This window comes from Gluconobacter sp. Dm-73, assembly GCF_018256215.1.
Classification (GTDB): Bacteria; Pseudomonadota; Alphaproteobacteria; order Acetobacterales; family Acetobacteraceae; genus Gluconobacter; species Gluconobacter cadivus.
Genome location: NZ_JAERLW010000012.1, coordinates 117,580 through 132,306 on the forward strand (window position 1 = coordinate 117,580; position 14,727 = coordinate 132,306).

The 14,727-nt window shown below is 59.0% G+C and carries 17 protein-coding genes; 9 read left to right on the forward strand and 8 right to left on the reverse strand.

Annotated elements, in window-relative coordinates:
- Window positions 1–33 precede the first annotated feature (33 nt).
- The 5 genes from JK176_RS12955 to JK176_RS12975 form a co-directional block, all read right to left on the reverse strand.
- Window positions 34–1,332 carry a DotG/IcmE/VirB10 family protein gene (locus JK176_RS12955; protein ID WP_211588196.1) on the reverse strand — a complete coding sequence of 433 codons (1,299 nt, stop codon included), beginning with the start codon at window positions 1,330–1,332 and terminating at the stop codon, window positions 34–36.
- A complete protein-coding gene (locus JK176_RS12960; RefSeq protein ID WP_211588197.1) occupies window positions 1,329–2,306 on the reverse strand; it encodes a DotH/IcmK family type IV secretion protein in 978 nt (325 codons plus the stop codon). Before JK176_RS12960 ends, JK176_RS12955 begins: the two co-directional genes overlap by 4 nt.
- 11 nt (window positions 2,307–2,317) lie before the next feature.
- A complete protein-coding gene (locus tag JK176_RS12965; RefSeq protein ID WP_015074968.1) occupies window positions 2,318–2,947 on the reverse strand; it encodes a DotI/IcmL/TraM family protein in 630 nt (209 codons plus the stop codon).
- A gap of 128 nt (window positions 2,948–3,075) precedes the next feature.
- Window positions 3,076–4,119 carry a hypothetical protein gene (locus JK176_RS12970; protein ID WP_015074969.1) on the reverse strand — a complete coding sequence of 348 codons (1,044 nt, stop codon included), beginning with the start codon at window positions 4,117–4,119 and terminating at the stop codon, window positions 3,076–3,078.
- 98 nt (window positions 4,120–4,217) lie between these two features.
- The gene (locus tag JK176_RS12975) at window positions 4,218–4,994 is read right to left on the reverse strand and encodes a helix-turn-helix domain-containing protein (protein ID WP_211588198.1); all 777 of its coding nucleotides are present in this window, start codon (window positions 4,992–4,994) and stop codon (window positions 4,218–4,220) included.
- Window positions 4,995–5,301: 307 nt separating this feature from the next.
- On the opposite strand from JK176_RS12975, the gene JK176_RS12980 reads away from it, so the two are divergent.
- Genes JK176_RS12980 through JK176_RS13020 form a run of 9 tightly spaced genes read left to right on the forward strand, consistent with a single transcriptional unit; the run spans window position 5,302 to window position 13,573 of the window.
- On the forward strand, window positions 5,302–5,496 hold the full coding sequence (locus JK176_RS12980) for a hypothetical protein (protein ID WP_349291936.1): 195 nt from the start codon (window positions 5,302–5,304) through the stop codon (window positions 5,494–5,496).
- 54 nt (window positions 5,497–5,550) lie between these two features.
- Window positions 5,551–5,937, forward strand: a complete 387-nt coding sequence (locus JK176_RS12985) for a hypothetical protein (protein WP_211588199.1) — start codon at window positions 5,551–5,553, stop codon at window positions 5,935–5,937.
- On the forward strand, window positions 5,934–6,476 hold the full coding sequence (locus JK176_RS12990; protein WP_064272969.1) for a hypothetical protein: 543 nt from the start codon (window positions 5,934–5,936) through the stop codon (window positions 6,474–6,476). The genes JK176_RS12985 and JK176_RS12990 overlap by 4 nt, the downstream gene beginning before the upstream one ends.
- Window positions 6,476–7,669 carry a hypothetical protein gene (locus tag JK176_RS12995; RefSeq protein ID WP_211588200.1) on the forward strand — a complete coding sequence of 398 codons (1,194 nt, stop codon included), beginning with the start codon at window positions 6,476–6,478 and terminating at the stop codon, window positions 7,667–7,669. Before JK176_RS12990 ends, JK176_RS12995 begins: the two co-directional genes overlap by 1 nt.
- Window position 7,670: 1 nt before the next feature.
- Window positions 7,671–9,215, forward strand: coding sequence for a hypothetical protein (locus tag JK176_RS13000; RefSeq protein WP_211588201.1), 1,545 nt, complete (start codon window positions 7,671–7,673; stop codon window positions 9,213–9,215).
- Between the two features lie 3 nt (window positions 9,216–9,218).
- Window positions 9,219–11,555: a DotA/TraY family protein gene (locus JK176_RS13005; protein WP_211588202.1), complete on the forward strand. Its 2,337-nt coding sequence runs from the start codon at window positions 9,219–9,221 to the stop codon at window positions 11,553–11,555.
- Between the two features lie 9 nt (window positions 11,556–11,564).
- The gene (locus tag JK176_RS13010; protein ID WP_016738525.1) at window positions 11,565–11,987 is read left to right on the forward strand and encodes a hypothetical protein; all 423 of its coding nucleotides are present in this window, start codon (window positions 11,565–11,567) and stop codon (window positions 11,985–11,987) included.
- Window positions 11,988–12,035: 48 nt separating this feature from the next.
- Complete coding sequence (locus tag JK176_RS13015) at window positions 12,036–13,049, forward strand: thiol:disulfide interchange protein (protein WP_211588203.1); 1,014 nt, start codon at window positions 12,036–12,038, stop codon at window positions 13,047–13,049.
- The gene (locus JK176_RS13020) at window positions 13,046–13,573 is read left to right on the forward strand and encodes a hypothetical protein (protein WP_211588204.1); all 528 of its coding nucleotides are present in this window, start codon (window positions 13,046–13,048) and stop codon (window positions 13,571–13,573) included. The genes JK176_RS13015 and JK176_RS13020 overlap by 4 nt, the downstream gene beginning before the upstream one ends.
- 33 nt (window positions 13,574–13,606) lie before the next feature.
- Here the strand turns inward: JK176_RS13020 and JK176_RS13025 are convergent, their stop codons facing one another.
- The 3 genes from JK176_RS13025 to JK176_RS13035 form a co-directional block, all read right to left on the reverse strand.
- Window positions 13,607–13,906 carry a hypothetical protein gene (locus JK176_RS13025; protein ID WP_211588205.1) on the reverse strand — a complete coding sequence of 100 codons (300 nt, stop codon included), beginning with the start codon at window positions 13,904–13,906 and terminating at the stop codon, window positions 13,607–13,609.
- Window positions 13,907–13,974: 68 nt separating this feature from the next.
- Window positions 13,975–14,322, reverse strand: coding sequence for a hypothetical protein (locus JK176_RS13030; RefSeq protein WP_211588206.1), 348 nt, complete (start codon window positions 14,320–14,322; stop codon window positions 13,975–13,977).
- Window positions 14,323–14,443: 121 nt separating this feature from the next.
- Window positions 14,444–14,727 (reverse strand): transposase (locus JK176_RS13035; protein WP_211588207.1); only part of this gene is annotated, 284 nt, incomplete at its 5' end.

Consider the following 14,727-nt stretch of genomic DNA (forward strand, 5'->3'; position numbering starts at 1 on the left):
ATCGGGGAACGATCTGCGACTGAGTGCGGAAAATCAGGGCTTGTCGAGAACAGGATCCATGAACATCACACCGACATTCACGTTGGCGGCGAGGATGATCCGCGCGCGTGTTGGCGTATCCTGTGTCAGGGCGCTGTTGACGGCCGAAGCCGCACTTCCTGCGGCGACACCGAGCTGCTGGCCCATGTTCAGACGCTGGATATAGTTCATGCCGCCCAGGGCGCTGTAACTGCCCGAGACATTGGACGTGGTTTCGATGGCCTGCCCAAGCCCCTGCACGAAGGCTGCGGCGGCAGGCATGACGAACCGCTGCATGATCAGGGGATCGACGCTGGAGGCGACACCCTGCTTCATGCTGTCGGGCGCCATCACCACGCCATTCGTTGATAGCGTGCGGCCCTGATGAATGATCTTGTTGACCTGCACGACCAGGAGCTGCTCATTTCCGGGTGCCCTCGCAACCGTTGCAATCATGCGGTCGCCTGCAATCGGGCCGCTATCGGCCTCCAGCACGATCTGACCCGCCAGATCACTGTCTGTTGCCGTGACGGTATGGGCATAGATCCCGCGACCGGCCGGGATCAGGGCTGGCGCGGCGGCCGTATCACGTGAGGCCGTGGCCGCTGCGGAGGCCCCTGTCACACCACGCGACGCCATCGCTTTTTCTGCCTGGGGCTGTGCTTCCAGCTCGGGCTTGAAGACAGCTTCCTGAAGATCCGAGACGGGAGGCCGGGTCTGAAGGCCGCTTTCGATGCGCGCGATCTCGGCGACATAACGGGCGCGGCGCTTCTCGCGCTCCTGTTGCTCGGCCTGAGATGTCTCGCCATTGCCTGACGCAGAGTAGGCCGGATCGGTCTGGACGATCGGGGCTTGCGGAGCGGTCTCGATGTGGGGCGGCGTGGGAGGTGGTGCCGGGGACGCGATTGGGGCGTCATAGCCGATCTCCTGCGGATGGGCAGGTGCTCGATCATCATGCGCGCCATCATACGACAGGACCGCTCCGGTCTTTTCGCCCTTGTCCCGGGTGACAGCGGGTGCCAGATCCGGGGTATAGGACTGTCCGGCGCGTTCGGATTTCTGTGCAGTCTCGGTGTTTTGCATCTGACGCAGACGGTCCTGCTCCGGGTTCGTGTTTGTGCCACCAGGCAGCGCATTCATCTCGGCAATATGCCCGGGATTGGACTTGGGCATCTGCTTGGTCTGATGGTGTGAGACAAGGAGGACAAGAGCGAGGACCGAGACGGCTGAACCCCCGAGCAGGAGCAGACGTCGGTTCCCGCCGCGTGTCGCACTCGACAGGACGGATTTGAACTTGGGCAGTTTCGGGATCATGGCGTCATGTCCTTGAGATGCGCGGACACGGTCCGACCGGAATCCGACAGGAGAATGTAGGGGGTCTGGCGGAAGGCGTAGAGGGTGTAGCCGTCTTCGCCGCGCTCTGAACTGTCCCAGGCAGGCGTCATGAGCGCCAGCCGCGTGCGGATGTAGAGTTCATTGCCCATACGCCATGCCCGGACATCGTCAGGAGAAAGGCCCTCGACGCTCTGGGGAACGGCGGAGGCCGGAGCGATCCCGGACAGCATGGCGTTCATGAACGGCTCTGCCGTACCGGGGGCGGCTTCCGGACCCATTTCCTGCTTTGCGTTGGGGCCGTCTTCGTTCACGCGCACCGTCAGGTTGTCGTCATAGGTGCCGCGCCCAGCCAGAAGCAGGAAGGAGATCGGCTTGATGGCGCCCTTCAACGTGACGAGCAGACCGCCGCGTGCCGACAGCGACAGTGGCTCAATGTTGATGGTGTTGCTGCCAGCATAGGGAACACAGGTGTAAAACCCTGTGGTCTGCACGGCAGGAGAGCCACCTTTTCCGCCGTCCGACGAGCAGTTCTTTAGACCGTCCGGATTGGCGGATGTGCTGGTTGTGTTCCACGCAATCGGCCAGGGTGCGCCGGAGCGGTCCACGAAAGAGACGGCCGTAGGATAGCCCTTGGTCGTGAAAATCAGCGACGTCTGCTGACCGGGCGCGAAAGACACGCGGATGGCCGGTCGGCTCGTCGGCGCGGCGACTTCCGTGGCGACATCCTCACGCGCTCTCTGGTTCTCTTTGAGGCGTTTGCCCAGACGATGAATCATCTCCGGTGTCAGGGGAATGGCTTCATCCTCGGCAGCCTGCTGGTCCTGCTGCTCTGGTGACAGGTGTGGCGCGGCTGGCGCGGCATCCGGAGCTGGCGCAACCGACTGAGCCATTGCGGTGAAGGGCATCAGGCCCATGAGGCCGAGGAGGGACAGCGAAAAAGATCGGGTTTTCATGGTGCGGATCCTCACTGCGGGCTGGCCACAAGCTGGGTAATGGCAATGCCGTCAGGGTGATCCGGGTCATCGACGCGCTCGACATGCACGGTCGCAATCAGGGTCTGGGAGCTTTCCAGATTGACGTTCTCGCAGGTCTGAACGAACGGGAACTGCACGACATAATGGTGATGACCGTTCACCATGCTCTGCTGGCGAATGGTTGCGGCACGGGTCGGCTGCGCGTAGCAGAGCAGCTTGGCTTCTTTCATTTTCGCCAGATTGCCGTCCTGAACAAAGGACTGTGCGAACGTGTTCCAGCCGTTCAGGGTGAAATGCGCGCCAGCCGCGTTAAGCTGCGACGGGTAATCCCGGTAATTGATATTGTAGGGCTTGAGCGACCACTTGATGACCCAGGACAGGAAGTCTTCCTGACTGAGGATCGGGCTGTTCAGAGCAATAGCCGGGCGAGGGGCGTTGATTCCGTCCACGAAGAAATACTTCGGGAGAGGATGGTACGACCAGGCGCGGGCCAGGAGCACGGCCAGCACCACCACGACGGCGGCGAGGGCGATGGACGTCTGCAAGGAACGCTCAACGATCTTTCCCTGAAAATCAGGATCGGTCAGGCGTCGGCTCAGGGATCCCGAGGAGCGGCTCATGGCGCGGTGTCTCCGTGGAACGACAGCGGGGCTGCGGATGGCATTTCAAACCTCATGATGACTGTGTCATCGTCACCGTGACCCGTTGATCTGCGACTGAAGTTGAAAAAAGCAGAGAAATTTGCGGATCAATCGCCTGAGCGCATGACGGCAGTCTGCTGATGCAAACGACTGGTTCGGCGACCGCCACGACGTGGGCTCCAGAAGAAAAACCCTTTCTTTCCCAGGCACTCGCGGCGCATGTGATCCATCTTGTTCAGATAGATTTCATACAGGTTGGGATCGAACGTCTTGCGCATATCCTTTTTGGAACGTCGCGGGAGATGGAGCCAGCCGGACTGGCTGACGATGGTGCGATTGCTCAAGAGAAAGTCATCGGCCACAGCCTGAGGGGCTTGGTAGGCAAAATGCCGCATGGCCAGTTCGTGTTGCATTTCAACGGACCAGCGTGTGGTGCAGGCATTTCGGCTGAAGCCGATGACCAGTCCGGTGGGAGAGTTCCGGACCTGCCATCTGCGGCCCTGACGCTCTTCTGGTGTCAGACGGGACGCCTGTTCCCAGGTCAGAACAACGGATGGATCAGCGGGAACGGCGAAAGGGTCAGCAGCAGGGCGGAGACTGACCAGCTTGCGCTGTAGGCTGCGGACACTGCGGCCCATTTGCTTGGCAATGCGCTGGAGCCCGATGCGCCGCTCACGGTGTGCCAACAGCGTGGCAACGTCAGCGTCTGTCCAGACCGCCTCGGCATAACGCTCCCGTGCGGGTAGGACCAGGGCGGCGCGTTTCTTGCGTACTGCCATGACGGTGCGGTTGAGGCGCTTTGCGATGGCGGGGAGGTCTTCGCCCTTGGCCCATGCGCGGCTGAGACGACTGATATCGCGAAGAGACCATGCCTGAGGCCCGCTTCTGAGCGGGGTGCGTTTAAGATCTAGTCCTTCCTTTTGCGCAATGGCCTCTATTTCGAGGCGGCTTATGAAAAGGGCAGCCGCGATATGCGCGACGTTCACACCTTTTATTGCCATCTTGATGACGAGTGTCCTGACTTCCTCGGAATTTTTTCCGGGAGAAATCAGGTGCTGCTCTTTTTCACTTTCGACATCAGACGAGTGAAATAACGCTTCTTCTACGCTGCCGAGGGCGGGGAGTGAGGAGCGGAGGCTGCGTGCAAACATCGTCGGAAGTCCCTATCACGTTTCAACGTATAAGGACTTATCCGATGATAGATCACCGGTTACAAGTGATATAACACCAGACGACTAAAAGTTTTTTGTTAGTTCACGGTTTTCTGTATGGCACCACTCAATGCGATGAAGCTGTCATTAAAAAATTCCACCTGTTCGCGGACGCTCTGGATATTGCTGTAGAGTCCGAGCGTGCGGAGAGAATTAAAAATATCTTTCTGATTGGGGAGACCAGGAAACAGATCGGCTGTAGCGATCTTCAAGGCCGCTGCGATGCGTCGAAGAGACTCAATTGATGGCTTTCGCAGACCAATTTCAATGAGCTGCATAGCCGGCGTCTGATGCCCGCTAGCTGCGCCTAATTCAGAAATACTCATCTGACGCGCAAGTCGGATATCTCTGATTCTCTCACCCAGCTGCCTTACAACAGGCTCTCGCGGATCGCTTTCTGAGGCGGTGGCACCCTTGCGGGCGGCAACATCATGTTCGCGGGCCAGATGAAGTTTTTGGATGAGGTGAGATAAAGACCCTGAAGTTTTCTGGAAAGCGTCAGCGAGCTCCAGATACTTCTGAGTTTCCTCCTCGCTGATTGTAACTTCGATCGGCAATATATCGTGATTATCAAGTGGGAGTATTTCGTTGGGAGGGGTTTTAAGGGCCAGAAGTATCTTATGCAGGGTCACATAAGATACATTTTTCCCCCGCTCGATATTTGAAATTGTCCCGACAGCCAAGTCTGTTACGAAACAGATATTTACGACATTCATCCCTTTGCCTTCCCGGACATCCTTAATTCTCTGTCCCAGGTCCACAAGGTATTCGTCAGATTGCCCGTCACTTACCTGCGTCTCTGTTTTCTTGTTCATGGCTAGTTCTCTCTCTCGGCAGGCCTACGCACCAGATTTCGGGTCCAGATACAGCAAAATACCAACGAGAGCGCCCCTGACAACTGAGTTCGTATTTAACATTTCTCCTTAGTCGCACGTCGATTTGCGATTGAGAACTTTAAGTCATTTCAGGAGAGACCGAATGTTTGTAATGTTGCCTCCAGCTCATGTGCAGCCTGCGCCCTCGGGACCAGTCTCTCTCGCGCCTCCTGTAGAACCGTCCATCCAGACTGCGCCGCCGAAGATAGTCCATCATTTCCGCATGACTGCTGGATATGGTCATCAAGTGCCACTCTCCTTCGCGATTAGGCAGATCGTCCCCGCAGGAGTGCGCGTGACCTATGGCGCGGGCGTCGATCCGGGTGAGGCCGTGGACTGGCAGGGCGGTCGGGAATGGAACAAGATTCTGGCCAGCACAGTCAGCCCACTCGGCGAGCGTATCGAGGTTGGGCGCGCACACGTCACTATTTTGAAGAAATAAGCGTTAGTCGCAGATCGCACTGCTTCTCTGCTGGGACTTACCCAGGAGAGAGGCATGTCACCAGACGATCAAACACCCCACAGGGAAATCCCGCCGAGTTCTCTGGCTCCCAATCTCGCTCTTGCGCGCCACAATCTGCTTGAGCATTTCCGTGTCCGGACTGGACACACTTCCGGTACGGACGGGGCGGTCGTCGCCTCTCTGGCCAACCTTCTTGCGTCCCTCCCCAATGAGGAGCGGCGGACCCTTGTGTCCGAGGTGATCTCGACCGTGGCCGGTGGAGAGGATCTCGTGGCTGCCGCCGTCGCCAGCCGTGCCGACCTTGTCACCTGGACCGATAGCGAGAAGCGGGGAGAACTCTCTGCCCGGGTTTTCTCGGAGGAACGTCTCGCGTTCCTGCGCGATCTTCTTGACCCCGAAGAAGAAAGGTCGGTCGCATGAAACGGGCACCCTTTCTATTTATCGCGGCTGCCTTGTCGCTGCCCGTAGGGGCCTCCGCCGCAACACAGGGCAGTCAGGCCTGCGCCACCCTGACACAGGCCGCAGCGGACGCCGTCAACGGGCGGATCAAGGCCAACAATGCCTACGAGAAGCAGCCTGAAAGCGTCAGCGGCCTGTCGTGTCTCGACAAATTCTTTAACGGGACCGGCCTCAATCTCCTGACAAACATCGCCAACCCTGCGGCGCTGATCAATGACGTTGTCGGGCAGGTCGAAGGAGAGATCTGTTCTGCGGCCCAGAGTGAGTGGAACAACACCGTCGGGGCCGCGCAACAGTGTGGCCTGAGCCTGAACGGTGTGAATGTCGGTCTTGGCCTGTCAGGTGGAAACGGCCTGATGTGCCCCTCCCTGAACTTTGGCGGCAACGGTCCCCAGCTCGCGGCCGGAAGTCTCGGGAATGGGGATTCCAATGGCTATGTACGCGGTGAGCCACGCTTGCCGACCGGGTACACAAGCACACCGCTGGATGGGGTATTCTGATGAAGATCCGCCTCAATCCAACAATCGCAACGATGCTGCTCTGCACGACCGTTCTTGTCGCGATGCCGAAGCCTGCCAATGCGTTCATCGGCGAGGCGGCCGTGGTCGCGGCCATCAGCGCCCTACAGAAGTTTACGGGCAGTGCGCTGTCGTCGATGACCAAGACCCTGACGTCCCAGTTGAACAGCTCGATGGACAGTCTGACGAACCCGAACTCCGTCAGTTCCATGCTGAACAAGGGGTTCACCCAGCTCAGTAACTACGAAAAGGCGGGTGTCGCCGCAGAGCAGCGGATCGCCGATGCGTCCAATACAGCCATGGCGGAGTTCGCTCGGCGCCAGCAGGACACAACAATCCGCGACGAGCATATGATGAACCCCGAGTTCTGCACGGGGATCGACGGGTCGCAGGCCACCCAGGGGGCTTCACAGTCGGCAAGGACGGCGACACGGGCCATTGCGACGATTACGGACAGTCGGGGAGAAGCTGACGCAGGAACGCCGTCTTACTACGGCAAGGGCCAGGGCGTGGCATCAAGCATGGCGCTGCACGGGCGGCGGTATTGCTCACATGAAGACGTCACGGCCGGTCTGTGCTCTGCCCTCTCCCGCCTGCCCAATGCGGACCAGCGGGCCATTTCCTTGTTCGGGCAGGATACTTTGTCGGCTGACGGCGGTGTGGACGCTGCCAACGATTATAGCACCACACTCATTCAACCCGTAGCTCCGGCCGCGCTGCGCGGTGAGCAGCTTACGTCCACGTCCGGACGCGAAGCCGCGCTGCGTCGTCGTGCCTACAACGCCCGCATGTCGCTCTCGCGCTACGTGATGAATTTCATCACCTCGCTTGAGATCCCGTCGATCAATCTGACGGATGTGCAGAAAACCGAGATGCAGGCTGAAGGGATGGCCGTCTCGGATCAGGCCTCGTGGCTGACGTCGATGAGCCTTGAGGTCAACCGTCGTGTCTCCGGTGTGACCTGGAACAAGAATCTTCAGCAGATGCCGCCCGCTACCGTGATGCGTGAGCTGGCCATCGAGCAGGCGCAGGCCAACTACCTCGCCCTGCAGAATTACCGTCTTGGCCTTTTCCAGTCCTCGCTCGCCGCAACGCAGGTGGCGCAGCACGAAGAGGAAAGTGAGGCCAAGAGACTTGCCCCCATCCCATCTCCCAACGTCAATCCCGGAGGCTGACATGGCCCAGAACGATACCCAGACCCCCGCCCTCGCAGACGTGTTCCAGAGCCTGGAGCGCGTGCGGCCGCAACTTGAAAAAGAGGCTCCCCAGCTCGCCGGTCAGATCACCCTGCTGGCGCAGAAGCAGCAGGATCGGGACCTCGCCGCCAATAAGCGGTTTCGGACGAACGTGGCCTATGTGCTTCAGGACGCTGAGCGTCTGGTCGGTCCAGTCCTGCCTCAGGAGAGCGGGCTGCGCGAAGAGATGACGCAACGCGCCATGACCGTGCCCGGTCTGACGTCCGAGACCCTCAAGGACTTTATGCGACAGACCCCCGATCTGATGGATCAGCGGCTGGTTGACACCGTGCGCTCCGTTTCCGAGCAGGTGGCCTCCATGGGCGCTGACCAGCAGGGCAATCCGGAGATTGACGAGGCTCTGCACTCGCTAACGGATCGGGTCGCTAACGCCGCACGGTTCTCTACGCACGACCCGGAAGCGCAGACCGTTACAGAGAATGAACAGGCAGATGTCAGACCTGTGGAACCGGCCTCCGAGTTCGATGGGAGCCCTGAGCCACCGCCGTTCGATGATATTCCCGAGGCCCCTGAGCCAAAGGACAGCGACGAGCCCCGCGTGCAGGATGGCGCAACTTCAACTCGCCCCTCTTCGGCAGAGAAAGCGGATCCTAGAATGCACGCCTCTCCTGGCGGAGGCGATCCGGGAGCAGATCAGCCTCAGGCCCAACGTCCTGAACGTCCGGCCGACGCTGGCGCAGCCGACACGAAGGCAGCACCTGAGGCATCAAACAAGGGTAATGCTGGCGCAAAGGCGCAAAGCCGATCTGGGCCAGAGAAAGAAGAAGAGAAAACTCCTGAACAGGAAGCGGCGGAAAAGGTCGTCTATCAGGTGCGAGGTCCAGGCCTTTTCACCCGTCTCGCACAGGCCATTCGTCCCGAGGCTGTGCAGCAGACCGTAACGCCCAGGTCTAACTGGATGGCCAAGGCGCAGACGATGAACGCCGCCCATGGACAGCAGGCGGACGCCAACCATCTGGATCGGACGGAAGCCCTCGGTCTGAAGGCGCAGAGTGCTCTCGAAGCCGTGCAGAATACGCCTGCATCTTCGGTGATGCGTGAAATTGCAGACGCCGCGAAATCCGAGCCAAACGGCATGGATGGCGTGTTGAGCGAAATGCGGCCAGGAGGTCGGCATGAGGGCCTGCAATCACGATTTCAAGCCGAGCGGAGCACCAACCAGGCGTTCGCAGCGCAACTGAAGGAAGCGGGCGAAGCCGTCGCGGCCTATGGCGCTCACCGCGAAAAAGCCGCCGATATTGGGCTAGAGCGTGGGACAGAGGCTCAGGTTGAACAGCGTTTCAACGGCCTGGACAGCAAGATTGGCGAACTCGCCAAGGGGGTGCCGGGAAAGGAAGCCGGGACCAGCATCGTCGAAGACCTCTCAGAGAAGGCGCGTGAGCTGGTGAAAAAGGCGGTCGAGGCCGTTGCCTCTGTCTTCCGCCCGTCTCCGTCCGCGTCCGCCAGCGCAAGCCCGGGAATGTAACTGATGACCTTCTTCAGACGCTTCAGCAGAACAGGTGGGGCGCTCTGCGCCCTGCCTCTCTTACTCGCAACAGGGATGGCTCACGCGCAGTCGGTCACAGGCAACTCGACATCCGGGAACTCCACCTACGGCGTGACCTGGAACATGCTCGATCCCGGTGATGACTGGGCCGCGACGATGATCAAATCGGTCTTTCCGGTGTTCGGGTCGTCTTCGACAACCACCGGCACTGAAGCCACGGTTATCGGAGCCATGCTGGGCGATCTGTCCGGCTTCGTCATGGCGCTGGCCATGGCGTTTGTCTCATACGTCATGATGATGAACATGCACCGCTCGGCCGAAACGTCGAAGGTGCTTGGATCCAATCAGACGTCCATGAGCATCGTGCGGATGGCCTTCGGGGCCATTATGATGCTTCCGGTTGCTGGGGGCTTCAGTGCCGGTCAGGCCGCGTTCGTTCAGGGATCTCTCTGGGGCGTCGGCATGGCGAAGACGGTCTATTCGTCCGCCGTGCAGGCGATCGGGCCAGACGGAAAAACCATCGCGCAGCCCATGGTGCCGGGAACGAAAACCATTGTGGCCGGACTGATCGCCAATGAGATGTGCCGGGATCTGGTCAATCTGGCCTCATCCAATTCCAGCCTTGTGCCGGCACCGACCGGTCAGCGCGTCTGGGTTGTTCCAGGCGCGGATGTTGGCGTCATCACCTACCCGTATCAGATGACAACCGGGGATGGTCAGCCGGTCTGCGGCTCTGTGACCATTCAGGCGCCCCGGGCCGCGACGAAGGTTCTGGGCGTGACTGTGGACACGGCCGCCATGCAGCAGCAGATCCTCGACAGCGTTCTGGTTGGCGAGATCCGGCCGCAGGTGCAGCAGGTTGCGAACCAGTTCTGGCAGACCAAGAGGTCCTCCAGTCTCGCACCGCTCGTAACCCTCATGACGCAGGCTACAAACGACTATACCAGCAAGCTGACGGCCAAGGCTGCCAGCATCCGCCAGCAGGTTCAGGCCGCTGTGATGCAGCGAAGCACAAGTTTCCAGGCGTGGAACAGCGGCACGAACGGAAGTGCTGCAAATACGAAGAACCGATTGGATAGCCTCGGTTGGACGGGCGCAGGGGCCTATTATCTTGAGTTCGCCCGACTCAACGGCGAGACCATGTCCCTGATGGCCTCAACGCCGAGCGTCAGCGCGCCAACCTATGTCGGCCTTGGCGAAGATCTGCATGGGGACATCGCGCCGCTGATGCAGTCCATTGGTGCGCTTCTGGCCAATATCTCCAACATGGTCGCGACGCAGGACGGCATGAATGCTCCAGGCGGCAGCAGCGACCTTTACGCAGGTGTTACGCCAACAGGCGATGGCGCAGGCGTTCTGTCGCAGGTGGCGCGGTCTCTTCATCTGACTGACTACACGCTCCAGACGGTCATGGCATTTATCGAGCCGTCTGGTGCTGAGGGCTACTGGACGGATCCGTTCGGGAATCTCATGGGCCTTGGAAACTGGATGGTCACGACCGCCCTTTTGGTCATGGCATCAGCAGCGCTTCTCGGCTCGGACACCGGATCTGCGATCACAGCGGCTGGTGCGGCTTTGACGGGCAATTTTGCGGCCGCAGCGGGTATTGGGGTCGGGCATGTCGTTGTCAGTTTCCTCAGTACGCCCATTCTGTCGGGGGCCATGGCGCTCCTGGTTCCAGGCCTCATGCTGGCCTTTGTGCTGCCTATGGTCCCCTGGATCATGTGGATGGCAGCCGTTGCAGGCTGGCTTATTCTGGTCTGCGAAGGTGTGATTGCGGTTCCGCTCTGGATGCTCGCTCACATGACAATGTCAGGTGAAGGTCTTCATGGGCACGCGAAGGCAGGATACGCCCTGATCTTTAACGTCCTCTTTCGGCCGACCCTGATGCTGTTCGGGCTTTTCCTCGGCTATTTCGTGTTCGACGCCATGTCCTGGCTGGTCCACCAGACGTTCGGGGTTGCCGCAGGGTTCGTGCTGTCACATGGCTGGATCGTGACCAATCTGGTCGGCATTGTCGTGATGCTCGGTCTGTACGTAACGGTCCACATTACGCTGGCGCTGATGTGCTTCAGGTTGATTGGTATCCTTCCGGAACGCGTTCCTGCCATGATTGGCTTTCATGAAGGTAGCCGGGTCGATCTGGACCAGTTTTCGAGGGACGCTGCGGTAATTGGTATGGCGGGTACCTTGAAAGGGATCGAAAGTTCTCTCACCCCGCCTAAGAAAGACGAGGCAAAGGGCAATTCGAAAAAAGGTGGCGCATTAGCGAAACAAGGCTCTACTTTAGCAGACACAACACTAAGCCGTACTACATGAGGTTCTGAGATGTTCGGTAGCGATGGAATGAGTGGCTGGGCCGGATACATGCTTGGCCAGATGTCTGCCGATTCTGCACGTCGTCGGCGCGAGGTGGTAGACAACTTATTACGTCGCCCATCCGAAAGCTGGCAGGACAGGTACGCGGTTCTCGTGGCTAAAGCTCAGGAGTTTCTCGATCACATCAGGTGGCAGGAAGATATTCTTCAAGAGCGAAAGGACCGGATTTCCGCTCTTGAAGGAGAACTCGCTCAAGCTCAGGCCGACCTGAATCAACAGATATCTCTCACGAAGCAGTGGAGAGAATTTGGAGACAAGTCGGAAGCCAACTACGACGCACTAAAAGCGTGGGCCGACCGTGCCGAAGCCTCACTTGCACGGTATCGCGCCCTCCACGGCCCTCTTCCACCAACAGAGAAAACCGGGTCTTAGTCGCATCTCCCCTCGATAGGGTCTCCTTAATTCTTTGGGAGACCCTTCATGCGTTCTCGTACCTCTCTTTATCTCGCTGGATCTCTGTTCCTGGCAGGACCGGCAATGGCGCAGACTCAATGCGCCGTCCCTTCCCCTCCTCCCCAGACGTCCGCACCGCAAAAGGCCATAGCATCAGGGCCTCAGCCGGCTGACGCAATCCAGCGACTGGTGCAGGCCGGAAGCGAGATCCTGTGGGCAGAGCCACAGCACGGTCTCCAGACTGGCGTGGCTCATGGGGACAACCAGCTTCTTGTTTTCTTTACCCCTGAAAATCATAGCTTCATTATTGGCGGGACGCTTATTCCCGTCCCTTATGACCGCCTTCACGAGCTGATGGGCAAGCGGGCGACAGATCTTGAGGTCTGGCACGAAACAAAGGGCATGTTTGTGCGCAATGGCGATCGCTTTCAGGTGCTCTATGCGACGCCAGACGGTCAGGCCGCCATTGCCGGCACTGTCTGGGACGCCGCGGGGAAGAACATCACCCGTCAGCAGATCCGCTATATTCCGGGGGCGGTCCCCACGGTTCGGATTTACGTTCCGGGTGGCGGCAAGGCCTCGGCCGGGTCGTTGTCGGAGCAGATCTACGCCGGTGTGATCGGACAGAAAGGCGCGCCGGAGGTGATCATGTTCATCGACCCGCGCTGCACGTTCTCGATCCGAGCCATGCAGCTCCTTCAGCCCGCCGTCGATAGCGGCAAGCTGCGCCTGAGAGTCGTGCCGCTCTCGCTCCTTGACTATGAAGACGGGGGAGCCAGCACGCGCTACGCCAGGGCCATGACCTCCCTGTCCGCAGACGCCAGTATGGTGCAGGCGTGGACGTCCGAAGGCCTCTCCGCTGCTCTGGATCAGCCTTCTGCTGAAGCACAGTCGCGACTTGACGCGAACATGGCGGCCGCGAAGGCGGTATCGCTGACGGGCACACCGACCTTTTTCTGGAAGCATCATGACGGATCTCTGGGGCGTCTCGACGGCGTGCCTCCCGATCTGGACAAGTTCCTGAAGGATGTCAGCCAGTGAGCGGGGCGAGCGAAAAGAAGGGAGTTCTGGCGAAAACAGGCCGGGCCGCCCGGTTTGTTGTAGGTTCCCCATCCGTCGCAGTCGGGGCCACGAGTATCCGTGATGGCTATAGTCTGCTTCGGACCCTCTGGGGCATCGTCCGGAGACGGCCTGAGGCAGAGGACGGGTTTCAGGTGGATGAATCGGGACACATCGACCTTGCCGCGACGGCAGAGGTGTATGATGTCAGTCTGGCCGCAGTCGAGATCTATCTTCAGAACCAGCAGACCAAGACGTATCAACGGGCCTGGTGCGCAGCCCTCATCGGGGCTGCTCTGCTCGCGGCGTGGATCATTGTAGGCCTCAGCGGTTCATGGCACAGCCAGACGCTCGTGACAGCGATCGAGATGATGCCGTTCTGGTTCGCTCTGGGGCTTTATATTCTGCAGAATGGCTGGCTGAACTGGCAGTTTCGCCAGCGGCGAAAGGCTGGGATGCTGGCCTATATCAGGGAAGCCGACACCCTTCTCCCTCGACGGCCCTGAAGCAGGGAGCGGCCCAGGAGGGCCGCTTTTCCTTTAGAAGGTTCCAGGTGGGTGCGTGGAATTATTGTTGGGGCCACCAACGGCCCAGCCCGCGTGCTCGTAGTCCTCACGGCCTCCCGAATTACGCGGATCTTCGATTTTTACGATATGACCCTGCCGGTCATAGACAGGCGGTGCCCAGACGGTCCTTGACGACCCGTAGGCCGCGTCCGGCTCATAGCGAGCATGTTTGAGCGGGGGCGGCTTGGGGCCATGACCATGACCGGCCGAGACGTTGCCTGAGCAGGCCGCTAAAGCAAAACATGCGATTGCAGGTAGGAAATATAGTTTCATTGACCAGTCTCCGCTTTGGTATCATGGAAACTGGCATGCACATCTGCGACTAAGGTGGCAAAAACGTCTCAGGCTTTGAAAGCGCGAGCTGATTCCTTATGAATGATAAAGGGATCTCCAGCCATGTCCGCTTCAAATGCACTGAATTTCTTCAAACATTCGCTTCTGAGTTCGAGAAATACAGTGTTTTGGCACTCTAGTTTTTTAAGCTCATCCACATAGCGAGCGCACTCTTCAACCTGATCAATATAGTCACGTATCAGGGCGGGAGATATAAAAACCATCGTTGACATCGAAGTAATGGTTTTATTGATTCCATCAATAAGAAATTGGGCCTGTGCGCATAAAGATAATTCATCGCATACGCTTAGTATTGAATATAACTCTTTATTATATTTCAGCACAACAGAACCCATCAGACACCTTTATTAATACCATATAAAACAAAAGTCTGACCGCACCAGGGTTCCAGGTACGGACCAAAACGACCTTTATTTATTTTATCTTCAATTTTCTCCTAAGAGCCTGTTTGGAAAATCACGGGTGAGCATTTCTGCGCATGAGATTGGCGCCCATGGCGACGAAGATCATGGCCTGTGACACGTCGACGCGGCGTTCGTAGTCACGCACGAGCCGCCGCCAGCGGGTCATCCAGCCGAAGGTCCTCTCGACCACCCAGCGTCGCGGCAGCACCTCGAAGCCCTTTGCTCCGTCGCGGCGGCGGATGATCTCGACGATGAAATTCAGATAAGTCGCCTTGTCCATCAACTGCAGGCGGTCATAGGCGCCATCGGCGAACAGATGCTTCACCCATGGCCAAC